The 24,743-nt window shown below is 44.6% G+C and carries 21 protein-coding genes; 17 read left to right on the forward strand and 4 right to left on the reverse strand.

Features of this window, described 5'->3' with window-relative positions; all coding sequences use genetic code 11:
* Positions 1–55 precede the first annotated feature (55 nt).
* On the forward strand, positions 56–349 hold the full coding sequence (locus DI392_RS12945; RefSeq protein ID WP_041154758.1) for a hypothetical protein: 294 nt from the start codon (positions 56–58) through the stop codon (positions 347–349).
* Between the two features lie 149 nt (positions 350–498).
* Here the strand turns inward: DI392_RS12945 and DI392_RS12950 are convergent, their stop codons facing one another.
* Genes DI392_RS12950 through DI392_RS12965 form a run of 4 tightly spaced genes read right to left on the reverse strand, consistent with a single transcriptional unit; the run spans position 499 to position 4,008 of the window.
* A complete protein-coding gene (locus tag DI392_RS12950) occupies positions 499–2,706 on the reverse strand; it encodes a DNA topoisomerase 3 (protein ID WP_041154757.1) in 2,208 nt (735 codons plus the stop codon).
* Entirely contained in the window at positions 2,707–3,009 is a 303-nt protein-coding gene (locus DI392_RS12955; RefSeq protein ID WP_052481500.1) for a hypothetical protein, read from the reverse strand.
* The gene (locus DI392_RS12960; RefSeq protein WP_041154756.1) at positions 2,991–3,776 is read right to left on the reverse strand and encodes a hypothetical protein; all 786 of its coding nucleotides are present in this window, start codon (positions 3,774–3,776) and stop codon (positions 2,991–2,993) included. Before DI392_RS12960 ends, DI392_RS12955 begins: the two co-directional genes overlap by 19 nt.
* Positions 3,769–4,008, reverse strand: a complete 240-nt coding sequence (locus tag DI392_RS12965) for a hypothetical protein (protein WP_017085216.1) — start codon at positions 4,006–4,008, stop codon at positions 3,769–3,771. The genes DI392_RS12960 and DI392_RS12965 overlap by 8 nt, the downstream gene beginning before the upstream one ends.
* A 163-nt stretch (positions 4,009–4,171) precedes the next feature.
* On the opposite strand from DI392_RS12965, the gene mobH reads away from it, so the two are divergent.
* The 16 genes from mobH (at position 4,172) to traC (ending at position 24,730) form a co-directional block, all read left to right on the forward strand.
* Complete coding sequence (mobH, locus tag DI392_RS12970) at positions 4,172–7,246, forward strand: MobH family relaxase (protein ID WP_041154755.1); 3,075 nt, start codon at positions 4,172–4,174, stop codon at positions 7,244–7,246.
* A 12-nt stretch (positions 7,247–7,258) separates the two neighbouring features.
* Positions 7,259–9,121: a conjugative transfer system coupling protein TraD gene (traD, locus tag DI392_RS12975; RefSeq protein WP_041154754.1), complete on the forward strand. Its 1,863-nt coding sequence runs from the start codon at positions 7,259–7,261 to the stop codon at positions 9,119–9,121.
* A gap of 9 nt (positions 9,122–9,130) precedes the next feature.
* Entirely contained in the window at positions 9,131–9,715 is a 585-nt protein-coding gene (locus DI392_RS12980; protein ID WP_014386706.1) for a hypothetical protein, read from the forward strand.
* Positions 9,672–10,301, forward strand: a complete 630-nt coding sequence (locus DI392_RS12985) for an IncC plasmid conjugative DNA transfer DtrJ family protein (RefSeq protein WP_014386707.1) — start codon at positions 9,672–9,674, stop codon at positions 10,299–10,301. Before DI392_RS12980 ends, DI392_RS12985 begins: the two co-directional genes overlap by 44 nt.
* Positions 10,302–10,317: 16 nt before the next feature.
* Entirely contained in the window at positions 10,318–10,719 is a 402-nt protein-coding gene (locus DI392_RS12990; RefSeq protein WP_014386708.1) for a hypothetical protein, read from the forward strand.
* Positions 10,720–10,887: 168 nt separating this feature from the next.
* Complete coding sequence (locus DI392_RS19620; RefSeq protein ID WP_153274586.1) at positions 10,888–11,031, forward strand: hypothetical protein; 144 nt, start codon at positions 10,888–10,890, stop codon at positions 11,029–11,031.
* Positions 11,032–11,188: 157 nt separating this feature from the next.
* Positions 11,189–11,470, forward strand: coding sequence for a type IV conjugative transfer system protein TraL (gene traL / locus DI392_RS12995; protein WP_014386709.1), 282 nt, complete (start codon positions 11,189–11,191; stop codon positions 11,468–11,470).
* On the forward strand, positions 11,467–12,096 hold the full coding sequence (locus DI392_RS13000; protein ID WP_014386710.1) for a TraE/TraK family type IV conjugative transfer system protein: 630 nt from the start codon (positions 11,467–11,469) through the stop codon (positions 12,094–12,096). The genes traL and DI392_RS13000 overlap by 4 nt, the downstream gene beginning before the upstream one ends.
* Complete coding sequence (locus DI392_RS13005) at positions 12,086–13,036, forward strand: TraK domain-containing protein (RefSeq protein ID WP_014386711.1); 951 nt, start codon at positions 12,086–12,088, stop codon at positions 13,034–13,036. The genes DI392_RS13000 and DI392_RS13005 overlap by 11 nt, the downstream gene beginning before the upstream one ends.
* 3 nt (positions 13,037–13,039) lie before the next feature.
* Positions 13,040–14,389 (forward strand): TraB/VirB10 family protein, encoded by a 1,350-nt coding sequence (locus DI392_RS13010; protein WP_052481499.1) that lies wholly within the window; start codon positions 13,040–13,042, stop codon positions 14,387–14,389.
* Complete coding sequence (traV, locus tag DI392_RS13015; RefSeq protein WP_014386713.1) at positions 14,389–14,937, forward strand: type IV conjugative transfer system lipoprotein TraV; 549 nt, start codon at positions 14,389–14,391, stop codon at positions 14,935–14,937. Before DI392_RS13010 ends, traV begins: the two co-directional genes overlap by 1 nt.
* Positions 14,938–14,951: 14 nt before the next feature.
* Positions 14,952–15,326 (forward strand): TrbC/VirB2 family protein, encoded by a 375-nt coding sequence (gene traA, locus DI392_RS13020; protein ID WP_014386714.1) that lies wholly within the window; start codon positions 14,952–14,954, stop codon positions 15,324–15,326.
* Positions 15,327–15,420: 94 nt separating this feature from the next.
* Positions 15,421–15,795 carry a TraA family conjugative transfer protein gene (gene traA / locus DI392_RS13025; RefSeq protein WP_109320306.1) on the forward strand — a complete coding sequence of 125 codons (375 nt, stop codon included), beginning with the start codon at positions 15,421–15,423 and terminating at the stop codon, positions 15,793–15,795.
* A 207-nt stretch (positions 15,796–16,002) separates the two neighbouring features.
* The gene (locus DI392_RS13030; RefSeq protein WP_101905925.1) at positions 16,003–21,423 is read left to right on the forward strand and encodes an Ig-like domain-containing protein; all 5,421 of its coding nucleotides are present in this window, start codon (positions 16,003–16,005) and stop codon (positions 21,421–21,423) included.
* Between the two features lie 155 nt (positions 21,424–21,578).
* Positions 21,579–22,283, forward strand: coding sequence for a DsbC family protein (locus DI392_RS13035; protein ID WP_014386716.1), 705 nt, complete (start codon positions 21,579–21,581; stop codon positions 22,281–22,283).
* Positions 22,280–24,730: a type IV secretion system protein TraC gene (gene traC, locus DI392_RS13040; protein WP_014386717.1), complete on the forward strand. Its 2,451-nt coding sequence runs from the start codon at positions 22,280–22,282 to the stop codon at positions 24,728–24,730. The genes DI392_RS13035 and traC overlap by 4 nt, the downstream gene beginning before the upstream one ends.
* The last annotated feature ends 13 nt before the right edge of the window (positions 24,731–24,743 follow it).

Consider the following 24,743-nt stretch of genomic DNA (forward strand, 5'->3'; position numbering starts at 1 on the left):
GTATTGCTCGATAATGTTGATGTTACGGTAGTACGTTTCTAAAAAAGGGTTTTTAATGCTGGATTTTTTCTTTATAGGCCCATTAGTAATTGGTTTGGTTTGTTGGTTTAAAGCCCAAAATGAGGAATGGGAGTCACTCGCTAAAGATTTTTCAAAGCGCTGGGCGTTAAGTCTTATAGCTATGATCGCTGCTGCCGCGTTGGGAGGAATAACGATGCCAAATGGATCAGAAAGTAGTGAGTCAGTATGGCTCATATTTGTTGGAATCATTTGGTTTGTATGCATTGTTACGATGCTTTGGGTTGCCCTAACCACACTAATGCAAGCGATTAAATTGAAGAAACAATAATAAGGAACCGAGTATGGCTCACGTAGATCAAATACATAATGGACCCTTAAAAATTTAAAATGCTAAATATCACTCTGTTTAATGGATGTTCTAGTGTCAGTGAGCCTATTTGATTATCAGTTATATACCGGGGCCTAAGCCCCGAGACGTTAGTCAAATAACTCTTCCAGAGATTTTTTCTTCCGAGAGTATGGCATCGTCGATTTACAATCAGGATACCCGGTACAACCCCAAAAAGAGCTAGCTCGCTTTTTACCTGGAGCCTTGCCTTTACGTAGGCGCATTGGCTTGCCACAGTCAGGGCAATCAGGACAATCCTCAGCAGTAATACGCTTTTCTGGTTTCCCACGATTGTCAGGAAAAGTCTTTTTACATGTCTCGTTCTGACACCCCCAAAAAAAGCCATTTTTCCCTTTTAGTCGCTTCAACTTACCACCACAATTGAAACAATCATGAGTAGGACCTTCCGCATTTTTGAAAGCCTTAGCTAAGATGCCTTCTGGTTGAGTTAGGGTTGGAGCATTCTGCTTGAGTTGTTGGATCATTTGAACAATCCAACCTGAGATTTGCTGCATAAAGACGGACATGTTTCCGTTCCCTGTCGCTATTTTCTCCAGTTCCTGTTCCCAAGCCGCCGTCATGCCTGGGCTTTTGATCGCTGCTGGTACGACAGCAATAAGTGCGTGAGCTTTATCCGTGGCGATAAGGAGCTTTTTCTTTCTCTGCAAGTACCCTTTATCGACCGCACCCTGAATAATGCCTGCACGGGTAGCTGGGGTGCCGAGGCCAGCGGTGTCTTTTAGGACTTGCTTAAACTTTTCTTCTGTGACAAAGCGAGCAATGTTTTCCATCGCGCTTAGTAGTGTGGCTTCGGTGAAATGAGGTGATGGCCGAGTCATTTTGTCAGTGATTACCGAATCATTGATCAAGGCTGGTTCACCCTGGCTAACTTTCGGTAATTTCTCTTGCTCTTTTGGTCCATCAAGATCATCGCCTTCATCTTGAGGGGATGATTCTGCATCATTGTTGAATAGTACTTTCCAACCTTGACGTAAATGTGTTTTGCCGTTGGCCGTGAACGAATGATTGCCGCATTGAACATCAATTGTAGTTTTGTTGAATTCAAAAGGACTGTAGAACTGGGCGATGTAGAAACGACGAATTACATCGTACAGATTGAACTCTTTTTCGCTCATGGCACTTATGTTGGTTTTGGCCGGAGTTGGAATGATGGCATGGTGAGCGGTGATTTTTTTGTCATTGAACGCTCTTGATGATCTCGATTGGTCTGCTCCAGCCACCAGCCCTGAAACACGCTGATCCGAAAGAATCAGAGCTTGAAGAATATCGGGGATATCCTCTTTCTGTGATTCTGGCAGGTATCTGCAATCTGTACGGGGGTAGGTGGTTGCTTTGTGCTTTTCGTACAAAGCTTGTGCTGCATCAAGTGTTTCTTGCGCACTGTACCCCCAACGTTTGGCCGCGTATTGCTGTAAACTAGTCAAATCAAATGGAAGAGGGGCTGATTCCTTGCCAGCTTTTGTTTCAGCCTTACTTATAAGTGCTTGCGCTCCTTTTACTTGAGCGGCTACTTGCTCTGCATAGGCTTTGTTTGTGCATCGCCCTTGATCGTCAGAGCACTCTTCTGGCGGCACCCAGTGAGCAAGGAATTGACCGTTTTGAACAGATACACCGACGTCCATCGTCCAGAACGGTGATGGTTTGAAGTTGGCTATTTCACTGTCTCGCTGGCACACAAGGGCGACCGTGGGGGTGATTACTCGTCCTATATGGAGCGTTTGCCCGAAGCCTACCTCTCTTGCAAGTACTGTATAACAGCGAGACATGTTCATACCCACTACCCAGTCAGCTCGCTGGCGAGATAGGGATGCGTAATAAAGGGGTATCGTCTCCTTGCCATCTTTGATGTTTCGAAGTGCTTTTCTGATACTGCTTTCATCAAGAGCAGTTAAACAAACTCGTTTTACGGGGCCTTGGTATCGGAATCTATCGAGTAGGGAACGAGCGATCGCTTCGCCTTCACGGTCATAGTCAGTCGAGATATAAATTGTGCTGGCTTTTTTCACCAGCTGCTCGATCACTTTATATTGCTTGGAAGAGCTACGCCTCACCTTGCTACGCCATGATTCAGGAGAAATAGGCAGTGTTTCAAGGGACCATGCTTTATATTTCTCGTCATAGTCATCGGGCATATAGAGTTCTAATAGATGACCAAGAGCCCAGGTTATTGCCCGGCCACTTCCATCATGAATAAAACCGTCGCCGTGCTGAGTTACTCCCATCACAGCTGCGAGGTCTTTTGCTTGGGATGGCTTCTCACAAATGTACAGATCCATTTAAGCGCACTCCTTTGGTTTGAGCGCGATGTCTTGAATACCGTTTTGCTGCGTAGAAAGGTTGGTCAGCTGTTTCCAGTTTTCGGAGGCATCGGCTATTAAGGGGGATTTCTCTGTGCCAGCAATAAAAGCTAGGTTGGCAGAGATAACGACTGCTGCTTCTTCCGGAGTGCCACGTTGTCCGGCCTCAACCAGCATGATGTTCAGCTCATCAAAGAGCTCAGCTTTAGCTTGAAGAACGAGAAGCTCTTCTTCCGTCAACTGAGTATGTGATGAGCTGGTGGTTACTTTATGGCTTTGCATGGGTTTACCACTGTAAATGGGCGAGTAGAACTGCGAACGATCTTGCGCTGTTCATTCGTCATTTTTTGTGATGTGCAAAATTGCGTCCAAGCGGTGAGATAATCTTGGTAAGTGTGTTGTGGCGGATTGCACTGACCAACCAGATCGCTTGGGATACTGCCTGTTTCGCCTTTTTCTTTCTCGATGAACTGCCAATCGCGTTCATCCATGCCATTACCGCTATCACAGAAACGCTCCCAGCGTGATAGTTCGTATAAGGAGTACCCTTTGCCTTTCACACCAGAAGAAAGTTTTTTGTATGCGGAAATGGCATCTTCCATGTTGGAACCATTTTTATCCTTCTGCTGTTTTATCAATGCGCTTTCATTATTCGCGCCGAGACTACTTGGACCTAATACATGGATGTAATCGGGTTTGCGAAATGCTGCTCCACCCAGTCCTAAATCTTCATAAGAAACATTGAGACCACGATCTACACGATCTTGCTTCTTATGTGCTTCGATATCAGCACTGCCACGATTTTCAGCAATATTCAAAAGGAAGTAATAGGCATCGACATCATCATCAGACGCAAGCAGTTTGTCAGCCTTCGCTTCGTAGATAGGAAGGTTCTCTTGAATCCATTGATCTGTCGGCTGCTGAGGAATGCCGTAGCGTTGGTGCAATTCTGCGTTTGTTGGTGGGATATCTTTGGTTGAGGAACACCCAGCCAAAATAGCTAACCCTACAAGTACTACTAATTGCTTTTTAATCATCTGCTTACCCATTGAATTGTTGCTCCAACCATTGTTCATCAATGGTGTCGATTGTCCGGCCATCACTGTTGCTTAAAAGCTTACGAGTAATGGCTGTTGTCCAGTTATTAACAAGAGACATGTCAGACTGAGCCTGATGCAAAGCCTCTTTGTCTCCCTGCATGTTGTTAGCGGTTACTGCCTGTGCTTGGCGCTTTAAAGCATCAAGTGCCAAATAGGCAGCATCGGGCAATGTTCTTTCCATACAACTCTCCTGATACCAAATAATGATGCTGTGTATTTTATCTGGTCACTCAATCATCTCTGACGCCTCAAACTGCCCAAAATGGACAGGAGGGGAGATATGAGAAGACAAAAGGGTCTGCGAGCATATACGCACGGAAAAAGCGCAGGTAAATAAGAACCAGATGATAAGTAGTGCCTTTAAAAAATTATTTGGTGGGCGCGGTGAGAAAAAAGTAGAGGTAGTAGCTTCCCAGGTTAGGGATTTAGCTGACGAAGAGATACCTCGATACCCGCCGTTTGCCAAAGGGCTACCAATGGCCCCAGTCGATAAAGTGTTGCAGACACAGAACGAACTTATTCAAAAAATCAGGAGCACTTTAGGTTTTACTCAAGAAGAGTACGACCGTTTAGTCATGCCTGTAATTGGCCGTTACGCGGCGTTTGTTCATTTATTACCAGCATCCGAAGCCCATCATCATCGGGGAGCTGGTGGATTGTTTCGTCATGGGCTGGAGGTTGCCTTTTGGGCGACACAGGCATCTGAGTCAGTTATTTTCTCAATTTCAGGCTCCCCTCGTGAACGAAGAAACAATGAGCCGCGATGGCGTTTGGCATGTTGTTTTTCAGGGTTATTGCATGACGTTGGTAAGCCATTGTCTGATGTTGTGATCACAAACAGCGATGGTAGTAAAACGTGGAACCCATATTCAGAAACTCTGGTTGACTGGGCTAAGCGCCATAATGTGAGTCGTTATTTTCTTCGTTGGAGAGATAGAGAACACAAACGGCACGAGCAATTTTCGCTGCTGACCGTCGAACGAATTTTGACTCCAGAGGCTTTGGAGTTTCTAGCTGATCCCGGTAAAGACATTGTTGAATCCATGCTACAGGCAATATCAGGTCTTAGAATAAATGACCCGGTAACAAAGTTAATGCTTAAAGCTGATGGTGAAAGTGTTTCTCGTGACCTCAAACAGAATCGCCTAGATGTCGATGAGTTTGCTTACGGTGTTCCTGTTGAGCGTTATGTATTTGATGCTTTACGTCGATTGGTTAAAACGGGCAAATGGAAAGTCAATGAGCCTGGCGCGAAGGTGTGGCATTTACATCAGGGTGTGTTCATTACATGGAAGCAGGGAGCCAGTGATATTTATGACTTGTTAACGGAAGATAAAATTCCTGGCATTCCTCGTGATCCAGATACCTTGGCTGATATTTTAATTGAGCGTGGTTTTGCTCTGAAAAACGTATTACCAGAGCATGGCAAAGATGTTTTCTATCGTTATTGGGAAGTTATCCCTGAATTACCTCAAGAAGGGGAAGAAGTCACAGGGAAAATCAAAATGCAGATGCTGCGTCTTGAATCGTCGGAGTTGGTTTTTACCACTGAACCGCCTGCGGCCATCGCGGGTGAAGTTATTGGCGATGAGGACGAACAGGAACTTGATGCCAGTGAGCTTGATGACGATGCACCGGAAGATGGAGATGAGAACTCTGATTCGCTCACCGCTACACCAGAGCCTATTGGTTCTCTTGATGATGGATTCGAAATTCCAGATTTTATGGCAGCACCGCCCTCAACGGACTCTCAATCATCGGAACCGAAAGGTGGCACTTCCACCGATACCAAAACAAGCAAGAATGACGATAAAGCTGATGCCCCAAAAGAACCATCAGCACAAGAAATCGCTCAAACCGCAGCACCATTAGCATTAGACGATCCATTGAAAGGGCTGAAAGATGCTGGTGGGGCATTAGGAGTTTGCGATTTTCCATTCGACGCATTTGGGCTCAATACCGAGCCTGATACAACACAAAAAGACAAAGCTGAAACGCCAAATGTTCCAACAGAACAAAGCGAAGAAGACACATCTTTACCCGGCATAGACAACATTCGCTCGGGCAAGAAGCGTCAGCCTAAAGCATCCGCAAACACGGCAGCATCCTTGTCACCGAATGAGTTTTTTGGCCCTGAACCGAGCGCAATATTTGATGCCCCACCAATGCCGCCAGAGGATATGTTTGCACCAATAGATGCTGTCCCTTTGGATGCCTATGACTACTCCCATGAGATGGAAGAGCGTGAAGAGTTTGTTCCAACAGAACATTTCCAAGATGCAGAGACATATTCTTTCAGCCAGCAGGATAAATCGAGTGATGTTGATGTGCGTGGTCATTTGGAGAATGTTCTAAGTGGATACGGCGCGGCAGAAAGTATTTTAAAAGAAGCCATTATTCCTGTGCTGGATGGACACAAAACATTAGGTGAAGTGCTTTGCTTTATGAAGAAAAAAGCAGTGATCCTTTATCCAGAAGGTGCCCGAGCGCTTGGGGCTCCAGCCGAAGTCTTGAACACGTTATTTGACGCTGGCGCTATCGTGCCTGACCCAGTTCATCCAAACCGGAAGGTTCATGATTTTAGTGGCATTAAAGGGTTGTTACTTTCTTCTGATATCTCAGATGTTATCAAAGCTGCGATAGAACAAGCTGAGAAAGACTTTGACCCAATTCGTGAAGTTAGTGCGCTAAATGATAAACGCCAATCTGGCAAGAAAGCTGAAAAGGCACACTCAGAAAAGAAAGTAAAGAGCCAGCAAACCAACCAATCTACGCCGAAAAAGCCTAAACCTGCAATGGATATTTCGGCATTACTGCCCGGAGAGCAAACAGGTGGCCGCTCATCTGAGAATAAAAGAATCGCACAACAAACGGCACAAAGTAAGAAGGGCACAGCAGCTAAAACTCAAACCGAACAGCACAAAAATGAGAGTGAAAACAGTGCTTCTAATGAGGAAAAGCAAAATGTGTCACGTTTACCTAAGCGCCAAAAACCAAAGACAACGGTAAATAAACCACCAAAAGAAACGCGGCCAGTGAGTCTGGATTTCGATTCTGATTTAGAACTGCCAATGACAAAAGTGGTCGGGCAAATAGATCTAGAAGACGAGGAACCTAAAAAGCCTCAGAAGGCGAAAGAAATTAGTGATGAGGACTTTTTACCTCCTCAGTCTGACATTGATGCAGAGGAGGCCATTAGGCTTCTGAAAGAAATGATAAAAAACCAAAAAGGACGATGGTTAGTCGGTCCGGTCATTAAGGAGGATGGGTGTTTGGTAACAAGCGATAAGGCTCTGGAGAAAGTAACTGGTGAGTGTACGAATCTTAGCAAATCTATGCTGAGAGCATTACTCGCTAGTGGGCAACGACGCCCAAGAATGACTATTCGCCAGGGGAATTTAAGGTTAGAGGTGGAGTAAAGATAGATGAGCATGGATTATGACCCACTTGGGTATGAAATGCCGTGGAGGCCAAATTTTGAAGGTCGTGCAGCGCTAGGGTGGGCAGCTGCCAGCGGTGTGGCCTTGACGGTTAATCAAATGGCAGAGTCAATGCCTCCGGAACCGTTTTATTGGATGACTGGTATTTGTGGTGTTATGGCAATGTCCCGAATCCCAAAAGCCATGATGTTACATCGTCTCCAGAAGCATCTATTTGGTCGTGAACTGGAATTTATCTCTTTAAAAGAGCTAGAAAAAATGATGGCTGGCTCAGAAGATGATATGTGGCTTGGTCATGGTTTTGTATGGGAAAAGCGTCATGCTCAGCGTGTATTTGAAATCATCAAACGTGACTGGCACACCTTTACTGCTCAAGAGCCTTTAATCAAGAAGACGGTTCGCGTCCTTAAAGGCAAAAAGAAAGAAGATCCAATGGGGCAAACATGGATTCACGGTGTTGAACCAAAAGAAGAGAAGTTGATGCAACCGTTGAAGCATACAGAAGGCCACACGCTTATTGTAGGTACAACAGGTTCAGGCAAGACTCGTATGTTCGACATTATGATCACGCAAGCTATCTTGCGCAATGAAGCAGTGATCATTATCGACCCTAAGGGTGATAAAGAAATGAGGGACAATGCAAGGAGAGCTTGCGAAGCTATGGGCCATCCAGAGCGATTTGTTTCCTTTCACCCTGCGTTCCCAGATGAATCCGTGCGATTGGACCCTTTACGTAACTTTAGCCGTGTGACGGAGATTGCGAGCCGTTTGGCCGCGTTGATACCTTCGGAGGCAGGTGCAGATCCATTCAAATCATTTGGTTGGCAAGCACTGAACAATATCGCTCAAGGTCTTGTACTGACTTATGAACGTCCTAGCATTGTTCTGTTGAAACGATTTTTGGAAGGTGGTGCCGCAGGTCTGGTTATCAAAGCCGTACAGGCTTATTCAGCACGAGTTATGGAAGACTGGGAATCAAAAGCAGCACCATATTTGGAAAAAGTGAAAAATGGCAATAGAGAAAAGCAAGCCTTTGCCATGATGAAGTTCTACCAAGATGTTATTCAACCAGAGTTCCCTCACTCAGATTTGGAAGGCTTATTGTCGATGTTCCAACATGACTCGGCACACTTCGGGAAAATGGTTGCTTCACTGCTTCCTATCATGAACATGCTTACCTCGGGTGATTTAGGAAAGATGCTGTCTCCCGATTCAAGCGATGTCGATGATTCCAGGCCAATAAGTGACTCAGCCAAAATAATAAACAATGGCATGGTTGCATACATTGGTCTGGATAGTTTGACCGACAGTATGGTTGGTTCTGCAATCGGCTCTCTTTTCTTATCTGACTTAACAGCTGTTGCTGGTGATAGATACAACTTTGGTGTCAACAATAAGCCCGTCAATATCTTTGTGGACGAAGCCGCAGAGGTGATCAATGACCCATTCATTCAGCTTCTCAACAAAGGTCGTGGCGCGAAACTTCGACTATTTGTTGCAACACAAACATTCGCTGACTTTGCCGCTCGGATGGGGAGTAAAGATAAAGCACTACAGGTTCTGGGAAACATTAACAACACATTCTCATTGCGTGTAATTGATCCTGAAACACAAAAGTTCATTACAGACAACTTACCGAAAACACGTTTGAACTACGTCATGAGAACGCAGGGCCAAAATACGGACGGTGAGCAGCCGATTATGCATGGGGGCAACCAAGGGGAACGGCTTATGGAAGAAGAAGCTGAATTGTTCTCTACGCAACTCCTGGGGATGCTGCCCAACCTTGAGTACATAGCCAAAATCTCTGGGGGGAAGATAGTCAAGGGACGGCTACCTATCTTGACATCTTAATGGCGAAATATGAGTGCGAATAAGTATAAAAATTATGAGGTTACTAGAGTGGTTGATGTGAATCCGCACAAGAAAGTACTAAGCGTGATCCGAAAGCGTGATCGAAAAAATGCACACACACTGGCACTGCTGTTTTTTGATTGGCCTGCAACCAATGATGTGATTGAGCAACTATGTTGTCTCATCACTGATGGGATCAAATCGGATAAGGAGCCAGTGATTTATCCGATTTTGGAAGAGGCATTAGATAAATATAGCGGTGTAGTGTTCCATGCGAACAAACGTAAGTACGAGGACCCGGTAAGACTAGGGGTTTTCTTGGAAACCATCATCACTGAAACAGCTAAAGCGCTAGAAATTGAGATTGAAGATTCACTAGGTAACAAGTGGTCTGTGGAGAAAGGTGAGCCTTTTTCTCACTGGCTTGCAGACCATAAAGGTGAATTATTCATTGTTCCACATCAACATCAGAATGAATGCAAACTTCGCAAGGCTTTGTATCAGTTAGTCGCTAGCGAAAGTGTAAAAACAGTATTAAGGAGAACCAATTATGAAGAAGCCGTTGTGGCTGGTCGCTTGGTTGCTAGTCATTGAAGTCTTGGTGATTCTTTTGCTAGTACCTGGTGATTGGACAGATAAAACAATTCAGCGTGAATCAGAGCTGGTGGAGCAGAACTTAGGCTATGAAGCTAGACAGTGGATTAGTGATACAGCTGGGGACTGGTACAAAACTAGTGTGCTTGATTCTGGCTTTTATGCTGCTATGTATCACACGTTAATTCCAACAGAAGAGGAACGTAGAAAGTCGAAAGGAATGGAGAATATGGGCCAAGCATGGTTCGTTTGGGTGGAGGGGCGAATTGAAGCCTTTACCAATGTAATTTACCAGTTCTACACGCGGTTAGCACTTTTGTCCTCCTGGGCACCGTATCTGCTCATCTTGTTCATCCCGGCGGTTTATGACGGTTTGATGAGTTGGAAGATCAAACGAACCAACTTTGACTATGCGAGCCCTGTTGTCCACCGATATAGCATTCGAGGAACGTTCTTCCTAAGCATGGGGCTGTTTATTACCTTTTTTGCTCCCATAGCTCTAAATCCAATTGTAATCCCCGCTGTGATGATGCTCTGTTGTGTGTTGTTGGGACTTGCATTCGGCAATTTACAAAAACGAGTTTAACCAAAGGATATTCAATATGAAAAAGACTGCTCTAACAATCATTGCCGCATTCATGCTTGCAGGTCCAGCAGTGGCGAAGACAGATAAACCCTATACGGAGGAAGTGGAAACTTTCTTTGAGACCTTCGAACTGATGTGTGAAAGTTGCGCCGAAGTTTCGGAGTTTATGGTTCAGACACTAGAAGAGAAGTGCGATCAACCGATAACCATAGAAAATATTCAGAATGTAACGAAAACACATCCTCTCTATGCATTTCTTCTGGCTATGGGGAACATGAACCCAGATGGAAAACCTCTTAGCTTTCAGTCTGCCGCTGACAACGTGGACTGTAACGATGGAATGAAGTGGGTAGAAAAGACCCAAAGCGCGATGAAAGCAGCATATCAAGAGCAGAAGAAGCAAGCGCAAAACGGATAAGTCACATTACATTGCAAAGGCGGCCATTTGTTGGCCGCTTTTTTGTGTCACTCACTTTCACATGTGAAAGTCTTAATGCTTCCCAAATGGACAAATACAGCGCTGTGAAATGAGCACGAGATCAGGTGAGAATAAAGAAAAATTAAATAGCAATCAGTTGGAGGTTATATGTCTTCTCATACACATACAGCAAATAGCTCTGAACGCTCTGGAGCATCATGGGGCGTAGGGCAAATTATCCTTTGGCAGTTAATCTTTGCCGTAGGTTTCTTTTTTGGTATTCAGTATGGCGATCTTGTTCGCTTGTTTTAACCTTTCACATTACCCGCTCTAAAAACGGCTTTATGCCGTTTCTCTCTTTATAAGACCACTTTTCGCCCAAGTTGCCCAAAAAGGGCGTTAGCCCGTGGCGTGTTTGTTGAAAAAATCTTCCAGAATTGGCGACATTGGAAATTGGAAGAGATATGGAATGAAGCCCGTCAAAATCCCACGTCGTATAGACGAACCGCCGCACATGCTGCTCTGGAGTGCAGATGAGCTGGCTCCTATGCTTCTTGGCCTTGTCATCGGAGTGATGATGGGCAAAGCCTTGATTTTTTTCTTAATCGGCTTGGCCGTGACCAATTTATATCGTCGATTTCGTGATAACCACCCTGATGGGTACATGCTTCACATGCTGTATTGGGGGGGATTCATCGCAACAAAAGCAAAATCTTTGAAAAACCCATTTATCCGGAGGTATTTCCCTTGAATTTAAAGGTGTATTTAAAAACCTGGGAGGGCACTCAGGCTGAAAATAAATGGGGGCGAGTCTTCGTCCTCGGTCTGATCTTCACCGTCTTGCTGCTAGCTGTGAAGTTGTTTAGCAAAGAGACCATTGTGACCGTTCAGCCTTGGACTTTGAATGAAGAAGCTTGGGTATCACAAAAAAATGCCTCTCAATCATACAAAGAGGCGTGGGGATGGGCTCTTGGAACGCTGATGGGTAACGTAACTCCCGGCAACGTTAACTTCATCAAAGAACGTATGGAGCCAATTCTAGCACCGACTATTTATCAAGAGTTTATTGATGCACTTGAAATCCAAGCGCAAGAGATTCAAGCAGACCGAATCACTATGCGATTCGAACCTCGTTTCGTCGAATACGAAGAAACGACTGACAAGGTTTTTGTGTATGGGCACTCCTTTGTTAAGGGGGCTGCTTTTGACGCAAAAGAGCAACGTACAGACAGAACATACGAGTTTGAGCTCCGCGTTTCGAACTATATGCCTGTCCTTGATTATATGACCACGTATGAAGGTCGCCCTCGAACGAAGAGTGTTTTAGACAAATTAGAACGTAAAGAAGAGAGCCGGAGAAAGCGTAATGAAGGTTAATTCGATTGTTTTGGCGCTTTCAATTGCGCTTGGTGTTTCAAGTGCAGTGAATGCATCAGATGATGAAATACCAGTTGTTCCTGTCAGTGTTATGAAGAACAACGTTCCAGCCCCCGTAATCCCTGATTCAGTAGCAAAACAAAGAGCTACAACTACTCAGGCCAATAGCTCGAATTTGGCTGGTGGTTACACTGAAAACTCACAACTGGTTATGGAGCCTGGGGTTAATCAGATCATCCCTATTGCTATCGGTCATCCCAACCGAATCGTTACTCCATTTGGTAAGCCGGAAGTGACGTCAACATCCTTACAGCCGGGGCAAAATAAAGGTGAATGTGGGGAAATATGCATCAAAGAGAATGTTATCTATGTGGCTACGGCAAAAGAATACCCAGTAACCATGTTCATTACAGAAAAGGGCTCAGAAGCTCGTGCGCTGAGTTTAACAATGGTTCCTCAAAGAATCCCACCTCGTGAAGTGTTTTTGAAGCTCGACAATAACAGCTTAATACCTGGCATGTTTGCAAACAACAAAGCTAAAAGCTGGGAGCAAAGTCAGCCATATATCGAAACACTTCGAACAGTATTCAGAAAACTGGCTCTTGGTGAAATCCCTAATGGCTACTCCATGAATCGAACTCCAAGCAATGTTCAATTACCTCAGTGTGCGCAGCCTGGTATTTCAGTCAATTTTGCAAATGGACAAATGATGATGGGGCATCATTTGACTGTATTTGTAGGTATTGCTCGAAACGTCACAAGTGAACCTATTGAGTTCAAAGAGCAATCTTGCGGAAACTGGAGTGTTGCTGGTGTGACTTCATGGCCGCATAAGGTTCTTGAGCCAGGTCAGAAAACCGAAGTGTACGTGGCAGTAAAACAGCGCGAGAAAACCGAATCGGCTACTCGTCGTCCTTCACTGTTGAGCGGAGGAATGTAAACGATGATTAATATGAATTGGTGGAACGAGCTCGATCCAAACAAAAAGCGTTGGGTTGCTGTTGCAGGTGGTGTTTTCGTTCTGTTTGTGGCTGTGAGTCTTTTTTCTGATGAAGGTACAAGTGACTCCAGCAATAAAAGTCGTAAAGAAACCATCCGTCACGTATTAACTGACAAGGGCACTCGTGAAGCGGGTATGGATGCATTGGTTGGCAATCTTAAAACAACGAAAGCTGAACAAGAACAACTGCGACGTGAACTGGACAAAGTAAAACGTGAACTGGAGAACACTAAGTCGAAGGCTGGTGCATCAGTTGATATAGGTAAGGAACTCGAACAGCTGAAACGCGATGTTAAGGAGCTTTCTCAAGAAAATAGAAACTTAGCGCGAGATTTAGAAAAAGCTCAGAAAGACGCTGAAAAACGTTCAGGGAAGCCTACAGCTGGTGGCGCTGAGACTGGTTTGACAGAGGAACAGGGCGCTCAACAAGCTGGTGGATTCACCTCTACCGAAAAGCTTGATTACAAGGACCCTAATGAGTTCTTTAAGAAAGCTCCACTACCAGCTAACTCTCACAGCAAACCAACGGGTAAGGAATCGGATAGATCAGGTAAACCTACCGCTCAACCGGGCATTCGAATTGTTAACTACACAGAATACAACGAAGCAGAAGAGAAAGCGGCGGAAGAGCAGGAGGACCAAGACAACTCTATCTACTTACCTGCGGGTTCAATTCTTACTGGTGTAACGATCACTGGTATGGATGCTCCTACCGCAAAGGGAGCAAGAAAAGACCCTTTCCCAGCAACAATTCGACTCCAGAAGGAAGCTATTTTACCTAACCGATTCAGAGCCGATGTTCGTGAGTGTTTCTTGATTGTATCCGGTTACGGCGATCTGAGCTCAGAAAGGGCATATCTACGAGGCGAGGTTATTTCCTGTGTTCGTGAAGACGGCGGCGTAATTGAGTCTCGCTTGGACGGATATGCAGTGGGTGAAGATGGTAAAGCTGGTGTACGTGGCCGCTTAGTATCTAAACAAGGTGCAATGATAGCCAAATCTTTGACGGCTGGTTTCTTGAGTGGCTTTGCTCAAGCGCTTGATACAAACCCAGTTCCAGTTATCAACACTAATCCAACAGACACACCTGTATATCAACACGTGTTCAATGAAAACACTATGCAGAGTGGTATATCAAAAGGCGCATCAAGTGCGATGGAAAAGGTTGCTCAGTTTTATCTTGATATGGCTGAGGGAATGTTCCCTGTAATAGAGGTCGATGCAGGTCGTCAAATTGACGTAATTATCACCAAGGGGCAGCAACTAAAACTTAAATCGCAGGGGACAAAATAATGACGAAAAAAACACAAAAGCTGACCAGAAAGGGCAGTTTCACAGGGGGCTTTCCAATGGTTAAGCCCATAAAATCTACAGTGTCGATGATTTTGGGCAGCGCTTTATTGCTATCAGGCTGTACCTCAATCGGCAGTGATGAGTATAGCTGTTCAGGTATTCCTGATGGTGTTCAGTGTATGTCAGCGCGAGATGTCTATGCGGCGACAAACGATGGCAATATCCCACGCTCAGTAAAGCCTGGAGAAGAGCCTGTTTCTGTTCCAGGAGAGATAGCCAACTCATCATCGACGGGAGATTCAGTGATAGACAATTACGTCACACCGCGCCTCCCGAATCGTCCGGTGCCTATTCGTACTCCAGCACAGGTCATGCGCATATGGGTAGCCCCTTGGGAGGATACCAATGGTGACTTGATTGTGACTGGGTACGTTTACACCGAAATAGAACCGCGCAAGTGGGTAATTGGGGAAGGGACTCAACAAGATGTACCTATGCTCAAACCCTTGCAAACGATAAAACCCAAAGCTAATTCAGAAACTAAATAGGAGAACTTAGCAAAATGAACGTCACATCCACATCAAACAATAAAGTCAACCTTTTGTTCTGGGTGGCGTTGGCTCTGGTGATCAGTTTTATGTTTGCCAATCAAGCCCACGCTGGTACAGGCGGTACAGAATTTGATGATATCTGGACCACCATTACTGACTGGACTCAAGGTACGCTTGGCCGAATCATCGCAGGTGCAATGATCTTGGTAGGCATCGTTGGTGGCATCGCTCGTCAAAGCTTGATGGCATTTGCGATGGGTATCGGCGGCGGTGTCGGCTTGTACAACAGCCCTACCGTTGTTGAATCTATCATGACAGCAACTCTTGAAACTGCTGACAAAGTTGCCCCAGTTGCAATTCAACTAAGCAACGGATTAGGTATGTGATTTCATACCTAACAGTACTTTGTAAGTACTTGATATAACGGGCAGTTGAATATCTCAACTGCCTTTTTTAAGATTGAAAATCAGGAAAACAATCATGGAAATCACAAATAAGGCTAACAATAAAGCCAATCTTCTTTTCTACGTCGGTTTAGTAATGATCGTTGGACTTATGTTTGCGAACCAAGCTCACGCTGGTACTGGTGGTACAGAGTTCGATGACATTTGGACCACCATCACCGACTGGACTCAAGGTACACTGGGTCGCATCATTGCTGGTTCAATGATTTTGGTAGGTATCGTTGGTGGTATCGCTCGTCAAAGTATCATGGCATTCGCAATGGGTATCGGCGGTGGTGTTGGTCTATACAACAGCCCTACGGTTGTAGAAGCGATTATGACAGCTACATTAGAGTCAGCTGAAAAAATTGCTCCAGCAGCTATTCAGTTCAGTAACGGCTTAGGGCTATAAGGTCTCAATACTCACTTTAACCCCTCCTTTTATACTTGGCATTTTTGGTTTCAGTCGTCAGAAAATGCCAAGTGATTTCCCTCCCAGAAAAACGCTTTAAAAACGCTCAAATTGGGCAGTTACACAGTCTGTGTATAGCCGATTACTCCAGTAACCTCCTGTATTGGGTTCTTGTAACCCTATTCAATAGCTATTGGAGAAAACATTATGAATAAGTTCAAGCTAAGGCTACCAGTCTTGCTTGGTGCGATGGCCGCAATTGCTGCACCATTAGCTCAAGCGGAATTGTTAGAATACAGCTTTAATACACCTGATGGTGCAGAACGCACATTATCTCCAAGCACCGTTTACGCCAACCCAACAGGGAACATAAAGTTCGCGTTGAGTGCAGGGATCGACCGTAAGGTTAAAATCTCTATCGTAAGGCCAGACGGTTCAGTGGTGAATTCGGCTACGAGTCACCTGCTTGGAGGCGCAGACCGTATTACAGTTAATGGAAAGTCCTATTATGGTGCGGAGTTAGAACTAGCCGCTCCGGGGGAGGGCGAGTACTCATTTAAGGCAGAAATTCTTACGTCTGTTGGAGATTCTGTTCAAACAGATACATACCCAATTATTGTAGATATCACACCTCCTGTTATTTCTGGGGAGATTCAGTGGGTCAGAAGTGGTTTTAGTATGGGTAGTATTGATGTCTTTAACCACGGTTATGCGGGTAAAGAGTTGAGATTGGAAGGGATTGATGATGATAGCGGTATATCGTCAGCAAAATTCTTTACCATCGACTCTTCTGGGCAAAAACGAGAAACGAACGCATCCTTGGATACAGTTCAGGGAGTGGCATCTTTACCTGTCGGCAGTGCAGTCAGTAGCTCGATGGCTCCTGAAAATCAAGCAGAGTATACTCTTGGTTTTTCAATCAGTGACGAAGCAGGAAACCAGACAGAAATCAGTAGAGTTTCAACGATTGATAAGGTTGTTCCCCAGGTCTGGACGGAAGTATTCGATAGTTCCGAAGGCATTTGGAAACCCTACACATCGGGTATGAATGTTTATGAAAACCCTGTTCAAATTCGTTACAAACGAAGAAAGCAGGAACATACTGCATTTAATGGAACAAAATATGGATGGGGAGATACAACCTATGATTCGGAAGATAATGAATTTATTTACCGAAATGTAAGTTTAAACTACCCTCAAAAATACTCATATTTCCATTTCTTCACCCAAGCTGGTGGTTACTCAACACATCGTTACGCAGATTTTAATTTTAATCTAGCTGGTGGGGCTTCTCTTGGTCCTAAACCAATAAAGCTTGAATATCATCTAAGTGATGGTGGGTGGGTCTCAAGTGAAAGACCACGCTACTCTCACCCTTACGTGGTGGATAAGGTCCGTATACATTCAGAAGCAAGGCCATATAACCAGAAAGCTTGGCTTAGTGGTTTTGGAGCTTGTGTGATCCCTGCAAATGAAACGTTTTGTGAGGCTGAGGTCAATGTAAGTAGGACATCAGGGCGAGGATACAGCCCAATTCAGTATTATGTAGCAAAAGAAGATGGATCATTTTCAGTGCATGGTGGGTATCTGTACACATTTTGGGATATGAATCCACCAACAATAGATAATGTCTCTGTTGATAAAACATTAGGCCAAATGACAGTACGGGTTATTGATAATGATAGAGTCAATAACTGGCAGATAAGTCATTGGGACACTAATGTGTTTAAAGCATATGCTGATAATGGTGAAGAACGGATCGAGCTGCCGCGTTCATCGTACACTTCACCTGACTATAAAACTAAAATTGCGACGTTTGATTTTGCTAGTCTGACCGATGGTAACTATTCCCTGTCTGCCGAAGCGATAGATACCTATGGGAACAGTGCTACGCAAAGTTATGGTGAGCAAATCTTAGTCGATAACACGCCACCAACGTTATCTGTCAATGTTACTGATGATGTCCAGTCTTTGGATGACGTTGTTATCAATCTTTCTGATAACTTAGACAGTACACCGAAGGTAACGTCGATTGCTTTAGTCGGCGGTCCGGCGGATGAATCTGTTCAATTGTCATGGCGTGAAGAGTCAAATGGTCGATTCCGTTTGGAATACCCTGTGATGTTCCCTTCGCTGGCAGAAGGTGAGAGTTATACTCTTACCGTAAAGGCTGTAGATAACCAGAGTAACGAAGCGACAAAAGCCGTAGTGTTTAACTATAAACCTCGTGAAATTACGCTTTCAGGCGGATTTAACGGCAATATGGCTATTCCGGCAGTTCCGTATGAGTTTACCTATGCAGACGGTAAGAACATCATCGAAACTGAACCTCTAACGTTAAGTGATGGTTCGGTCGTAACTGGCTCATACGACGTAATGGTGACATTGCGAAGTGATGCTCAAATTCCTTTGGTGGTAAACGGTATTCGAGTTGAACCAGGCCAAACTGCTGACATTATGAAAAATCATAGCTTTGCTTCTACTGGAGGACGATTAAGTATTCCAGTTCGAGCTGTTGATGGTGCAGATGCTGGCACAGCAAGCCTTTTGGTTATGACTACAGCGCCTAACTCACCAGTTTTGGTAGCCAATATCAAAACATGGAAAGCGAGTGAAAGCTTAACGGCCAATACCTGGGAAGTTCGACAAGTCATCGACAACTTCAATGTCCAAGTCTCTGCCGACTCAGGTGTACCATGTCGCTATTCGACGAACCTGCAAGAAGCTCAATCATCAGATCCTATCAAAGACCCTGTATGTTTTGTTGAGTGGGAGCAGATTCCAGATGAAGCCGAAGTGGTAAACAGTAATCGAGTTGCTGGTATATCTGGTCAAGCATTGCAGATCGGTGAACAGGATGTCACTTATGGTGTATATCTGTTTAACGGCGAAGATAAGGTAAAAATCGGCGGCGGTAACAGAAAGCTAAATGTGGTCTCTGCTTTGGGTTCAGTAACTTACTTACCAGAGTCAGATATTGCTCAAGTAGACCGTGTTATCCAGAACTTAAATGTTCAGTTACGACAAACCTCAGGTCCAAGCTGTATCCTGACGATGGATGCTGAAAAAGCCAAGCAAGATGAGAGTGGACGTGTATCCGAAGCGGCGCACAGAAGCTGCTTATTTGAGTGGAAAGAAGTTCCAGAAGGGCTGCTACAAGATACTCGATACGACACACCAACACTAATTGGTTCATTGGCAGAAAAAGCAACGGTTCCTTTAAGTTGGCGCGTTAGCATTTTCTCTCGTAGTGGAGCTCGTGTAGCGTTAGCGGATGAGACCTTTAACATCGAGGTTGTTGACCCAGCGGTTCCTCAAGTTGATCTGATGACCGATTATCACTTCAAGGACAACATCTACATCGTTCCTATGACTGGTGATTATTTCGGTGATGTCCAAGTGAATGCGAAGCCATCAGACTTGAGGGTTTCTATATCTAGGAACAATGAAACACTTGAGTCAGAAGTGCATTCATCCGGTATGGGTACAGCGATGAAGGTGAATCGTCGTATTCGAACAGATGACCGCAAACTGTGGGAAGAAGTAACTTACCAAGTTGACTCTTCATATGAAAAAGTACCTGAAATTAAGAGCACTAAAGAATATCGACTGATTGCAATGCCAAGCAAAGGTATTCGTCCAATGCTGTCAATGGATGGTAATACTGTTCTCGATATCCAAACGCTGAACGTAAAAGTCGATATACGCGATTTGTACCGTGGGAACGACGAATATGATGAAGCAACTATGGGGCAGTGGAAGGTTCGTCTGTCTCGTCAGATCTCTCCAGGAGAGATTGAACCAATGTCAGAATGGGTGGATGCAGAAAACGGTTCAGCTGAAATAGCAGTTGAAATGTCGAAAGTAGACTCTAGCTACATTCGATTTACCGCAGAAGCGAAGCTTGTTAGCCCAGTTGAAGGATATGAACGTATCGAGGCATCTCCAAGCCCAATTTTTGCTACGGTTCTTCGTGGTAACAAAATTGATGGTGAGGTTACAACTCGTCGTTTATCAGGTGCAGCTCCTTTCAATGCCGCTTTTAAGTTAGGTATTGTCGATCGGCTTGATTATCGTTCAGTTGGAGATGTCTTCTGGGAAGTGAGTAATGACGATGGTCAGACATGGAATGAACATGCTACAGAAGAGCGTAGAAAGTACAGTTTCGTAGAGAGTTTCGGTGTTGGTAAATATCTAGTTCGAGCTAAAGTTGTAAACGTAAACTCGGGCTTAGAAAAGTACACTGAAAATGTAGAAATTGTTTCGTATGAAGCGCTTGAAGTTGATGTTCCTGGTCCTGATACGCTCTTGGTGGGTAGTTCTTCTGAATACTCAGCGACCATTATGGATGGCGAGAACGCATTTGATGCAAGTAAAGCTGTGATTGAGTGGTCAGAAGATGGTGGTAAGACTTACACTACTGCGGCTCCACGTATCACGCTAACCAGAGAAGAACCACAACGAGTTAAGCTAATTGCTCGTGTACGTTCGACGATGGCTCCAGAAGATGATGCGTATGCGTATAGCCAGGCCAAGAAAACCGTAGAGTTTAAAGCTGTTAAAGCTCCGCGTATTCGTATTGATGGACCTCGTTTAGTAGAGAAAGACTTTACTTACAAACTAACCGCAGATACTCGACTGCCTTATCGAGATTTGGATGCCGAAGTTAAGGGTTTCTTCACGCTTCCTGATGGAACCATTATTGAAGGCAACACTGCTGAGTACGTTCCAAATCAAGCAGACTTGGATCAAGCTCGTGTTGAAATCAAATACACAGCATGGATCGACGGTTACAAGGAGTCTTCTACATCGGAAACGGTATACAAAGCTCGCGTATGGCAATATGTCTGGCCTGAGTTTGCACTCAGCTACAGAGCAAATGCAGATGTAGCACCAGCTATTGTTAGCGCTTCTGTTCGTCCTGTTGGATTCCGAGGCAAGCTTGAAGAGCCTACCTACGAATGGATCTTACCGGAAGGTGCAAAGCTTAAAGATCAACGAGACACGTCTCGCTCTTTTGAAATCACAGAGCCGGGCGAGCACCTTGTGAAGGTCATTGTGCGCGATGCTCGTGGTAACGAAGCAGAAGCTCAGTTAGCGATAACGGTAGGTCAAGCTGAAAACTATAAGGTAGAACTAGAATACTCAGGTTCAAATAAGCTAGATCGTGAACCTCTGGATGTTTTGGTTCGTCCATATATTGAAGGTGGACACCCAAGAGACCGAATTAATGTGATGCAGTACACCGTTAATGGGAAGTCTCTTGAAGACACTGGTCGTTATGGAAGAATGACGCTTGACGCGGGAGAACACACAATTAACTTCCGTATTAAGTCTGAAATGGGCAAAGAAGTGGAGAAAGAGTTGAAGATAAAAGTTATCGAAAACCAAGCTCCGGTTTGTTCTATCGACCACAGAGAAAGTACATTCGCATGGCTTGTGTATGCCTCATGTGATGATGTCGATGGTCGTGTGAAAGGATTTGAATGGACGCTTAATGGTGAACCTGTTGCCTCTTCATCACGAAGATTGACGATCAGCAAACGCAGCTATGATGCAATGCCAGAAGTTACTTTGACTGGTATAGATGATGCTGGTGGTCGCAGTGATCCTGTGACCCTTCAATAAAAGTATGACTATCTAAACCAAGCCCGGCACTCGCCGGGCTTTTTTGTCTCTCCGCTCTAATTGACCAAACAGGGCAACTACAGATGCAGGCTTGTATCCATATCCCGAATAAACTGCCAACTGATGAAAAAGTAACTGACGGTTAAAGGATAGGTATGTTGAAACAAGCAATAGCACCAGTGCTCATGCTGCTTAGTACTGTAGCAACAGCGAAAGATTTTACTGCTGCTGATGTGCAGAAAGCAGAGGCAAAGATTACTGGAATGGTTGAGTTGCCAATTTATGGCATCAATGCAGTAGAAAGTGACGGTCAAATCGTGTTTTTGTCAGAGAATGGACGCTTTGTTATTTCAGGACAAATCTACGATCTCTGGCAAAAGAAGCCTCTCAGTACGTTGACAGAAATGCGCGATGTCGCTGACCGATTTAGGCTACGTGACATGAATGTCGATATAGATGCGATGAATGTGGCAAAGCTTGGGACTGGCCCAAAAGAAGTAGTGGTCTTTGTTGACCCTCAGTGTGGTGCCTGCCACCAGCTAATGGAAGAGGCGAAAGCTCTTAAAGATGAATACACGTTTAAGTTTGTCGTGATACCTATTCTTGGTGATAAGTCAAACCGTTTAGCTCGCGCTCTGTCTTGCATAACTGACCAAGATAAAGCGTTTGAAGCGCTTAGCCAAAGAAAGCTTGGTTCCTACCCAACATCATGCAGCAGTAAACGTCATGATCTCACTCTGCTTACCGCACAGTTACTAAATATTCGAGGTGTTCCTTATTTGATTGCACCTGATGGGCGAGTCAACGCTGGCCGACCACAGAATATGGACCTGAAAACATGGCTGGAGAGCGATAAATGAACATTATTACGATAAGAAAAAAGCTCCAAGAAAAGCTTATCCCAGAGCATTTAAGAGCTGCTGGGATTGTCCCCGTGCTTGCGTACTCAGAAGATGATTACACCTTCTTGATGGATGATAAAAGCATTGGCTTTGGTTTCTACTGCCATCCTCTATGCGGGGCTGACGAAAAGATTCAAGAGCGTGTTAATGGTTTTATGAACCAGGAGTACCCGGCCAAAACCACCATGCAGTTTATCTTGTTTCGATCTCCTGACTTAAACCATGAAATGTATCGAATGATGGGGTTACGTGATGGTTACAGAGATGATCTGTTGACCTCTTCAATCGAGCAGCGAATGGAGTTTCTTCAAAAACATACGACCGAGAGAATGGTTGCCAAATGTAAGAAAGGAACATTTGATCTTGGTCTAATCCACGACCTAAAACTGTTCGTCACCGTAAAAGTGCCCATCAAACATGCCAATGAACCGTCTCAGGAAGAACTAGACTCTCTGGCAAACCTACGGACTAAAGTTGAGTCTTCACTAAGAACGATTGGTGTTCACCCTGTCCCCTTAACTGCTGTCGGTTACATCAGAACAATGAATACCATGCTCAATTGGGGGCCTGAGGCATCATGGCGAACAGATGGTTGCGATTGGGAAACAGACAAGCCCATTTGTGAGCAAATTTTTGATTACGGCACAGATTTGGAAGTTGATAAGAGCGGTCTACGTTTAGGCGATTATCACGTTAAGGTTATGTCTGCGAAGAAAATGCCCGACTCTTTCTATTTCGGTGATGCAATCACCTTTGTTGGGGATCTCAGTGGGGGCAACTCAGCTATTCGTGAAAACTACATGGTCGTGACAAACCTGTTTTTCCCAGAGGTTGAAAACACCAAGAATGCACTTGAAAGAAAACGTCAGTTTACAGTAAACCAAGCATACGGGCCTATGCTGAAATTTGTTCCAGTACTTGCTGACAAAAAGCATGACTTTGATGTTTTGTATGAGTCATTAAAAGAAGGCTCAAAACCTGTCCGTGTAAGTTACTCATTGGTGCTTTTTGCTCCTACAGCTGAACGCGCTCAAGCAGCAGCAACAGCGGCGCGTAACATCTGGCGCGAGAACCGCTTCGAGATGATGGAAGACAAATTTATCTCGTTACCAATGTTTATCAATTGCTTGCCATTCTGTACCGACCGAAAAGCCGTAAAAGATCTGTTTCGTTATAAAACCATGACCACTGAACAGGCATCAGTTCTATTACCGGTATTTGGCGAGTGGAAAGGGACTGGCACTTTCCACTCTGCATTGATTTCTCGTAACGGACAGCTAATGAGCTTGTCTTTGCATGATAGCGACACGAACAAAAACTTAGTGGTCGCAGCGGAATCTGGATCGGGTAAAAGTTTCCTTACCAACGAATTGATATTCAGTTACTTGTCTGAGGGGGCTCAAGTTTGGGTTATAGACGCAGGTAAGTCATACAAAGACCTGTGTGAACTGCTGAAAGGGGACTTTGTGCATTTCGCCGAAGGCTCCAACATTTGTTTGAACCCATTTGAACTGATCACGAACTGGAAAGAAGAAGAGGATGGTGTTGTCTCTATCGTCAAAGCTATGGCATCCGAGAAAGGCTTGTTGGATGAATACCAACTCGCAGGTTTAAAGCAAATTATGAACGAGCTCTGGGAAGTTATTGGCCGTGATATGACTGTAGACCACATCGCTGATAAGTGTTGTGAGTCTGATGAGCAACGAATTAAAGACATCGGTCAACAGCTATATGCATTCACATCAAAGGGTAGTTACGGTAGCTACTTCTCTGGTTCGAATAACGTTAACTTCCAAAACCGTTTTACAGTCCTGGAGCTTGATGAGCTACAAGGCCGCAAGCATTTACGTCAGGTTGTTTTGCTGCAAATGATTTACCAGATTCAGCAGGAAATGTTCCTCGGTGAACGTAACCGTAAAAAAGTCGTCATCATTGATGAAGCATGGGATCTGCTTAAAGAGGGTGAAGTTAGTACATTTATGGAACACCAATACCGTAAGGCAAGGAAGTACGGTGGAAGTATTGGTATTTGTACTCAGTCGATCAACGACCTGTATGAAAACCCTGTGGGTCGCGCTATTGCTGAGAACTCAGCTTCCATGTACCTACTTGGTCAGACAGAAGAGTCAGTAGAATCCGTAAAACGAAGTGGCCGTCTGTCTCTTTCCGAAGGTGGTTTCCATACCCTAAAAACTGTTCACACCATTCTAGGTGCTTATTCAGAAATCTTCATTAAATCAAAAGCTGGCATTGGTGTTGGCCGTTTGGTTGTAGGTGATTTCCAAAAACTACTTTATTCAACAGACCCGGATGACATCCGAGATATCAATAAGTATGTAGATCAGGGCTTAAATATCACTGACGCAATACGTCAAGTAATGCATCAACGTGGCATGGCCGCATAACTAAAAAGGAAAG

This window comes from Vibrio albus (assembly GCF_003144035.1).
Classification (GTDB): domain Bacteria; phylum Pseudomonadota; class Gammaproteobacteria; order Enterobacterales; family Vibrionaceae; genus Vibrio; species Vibrio albus.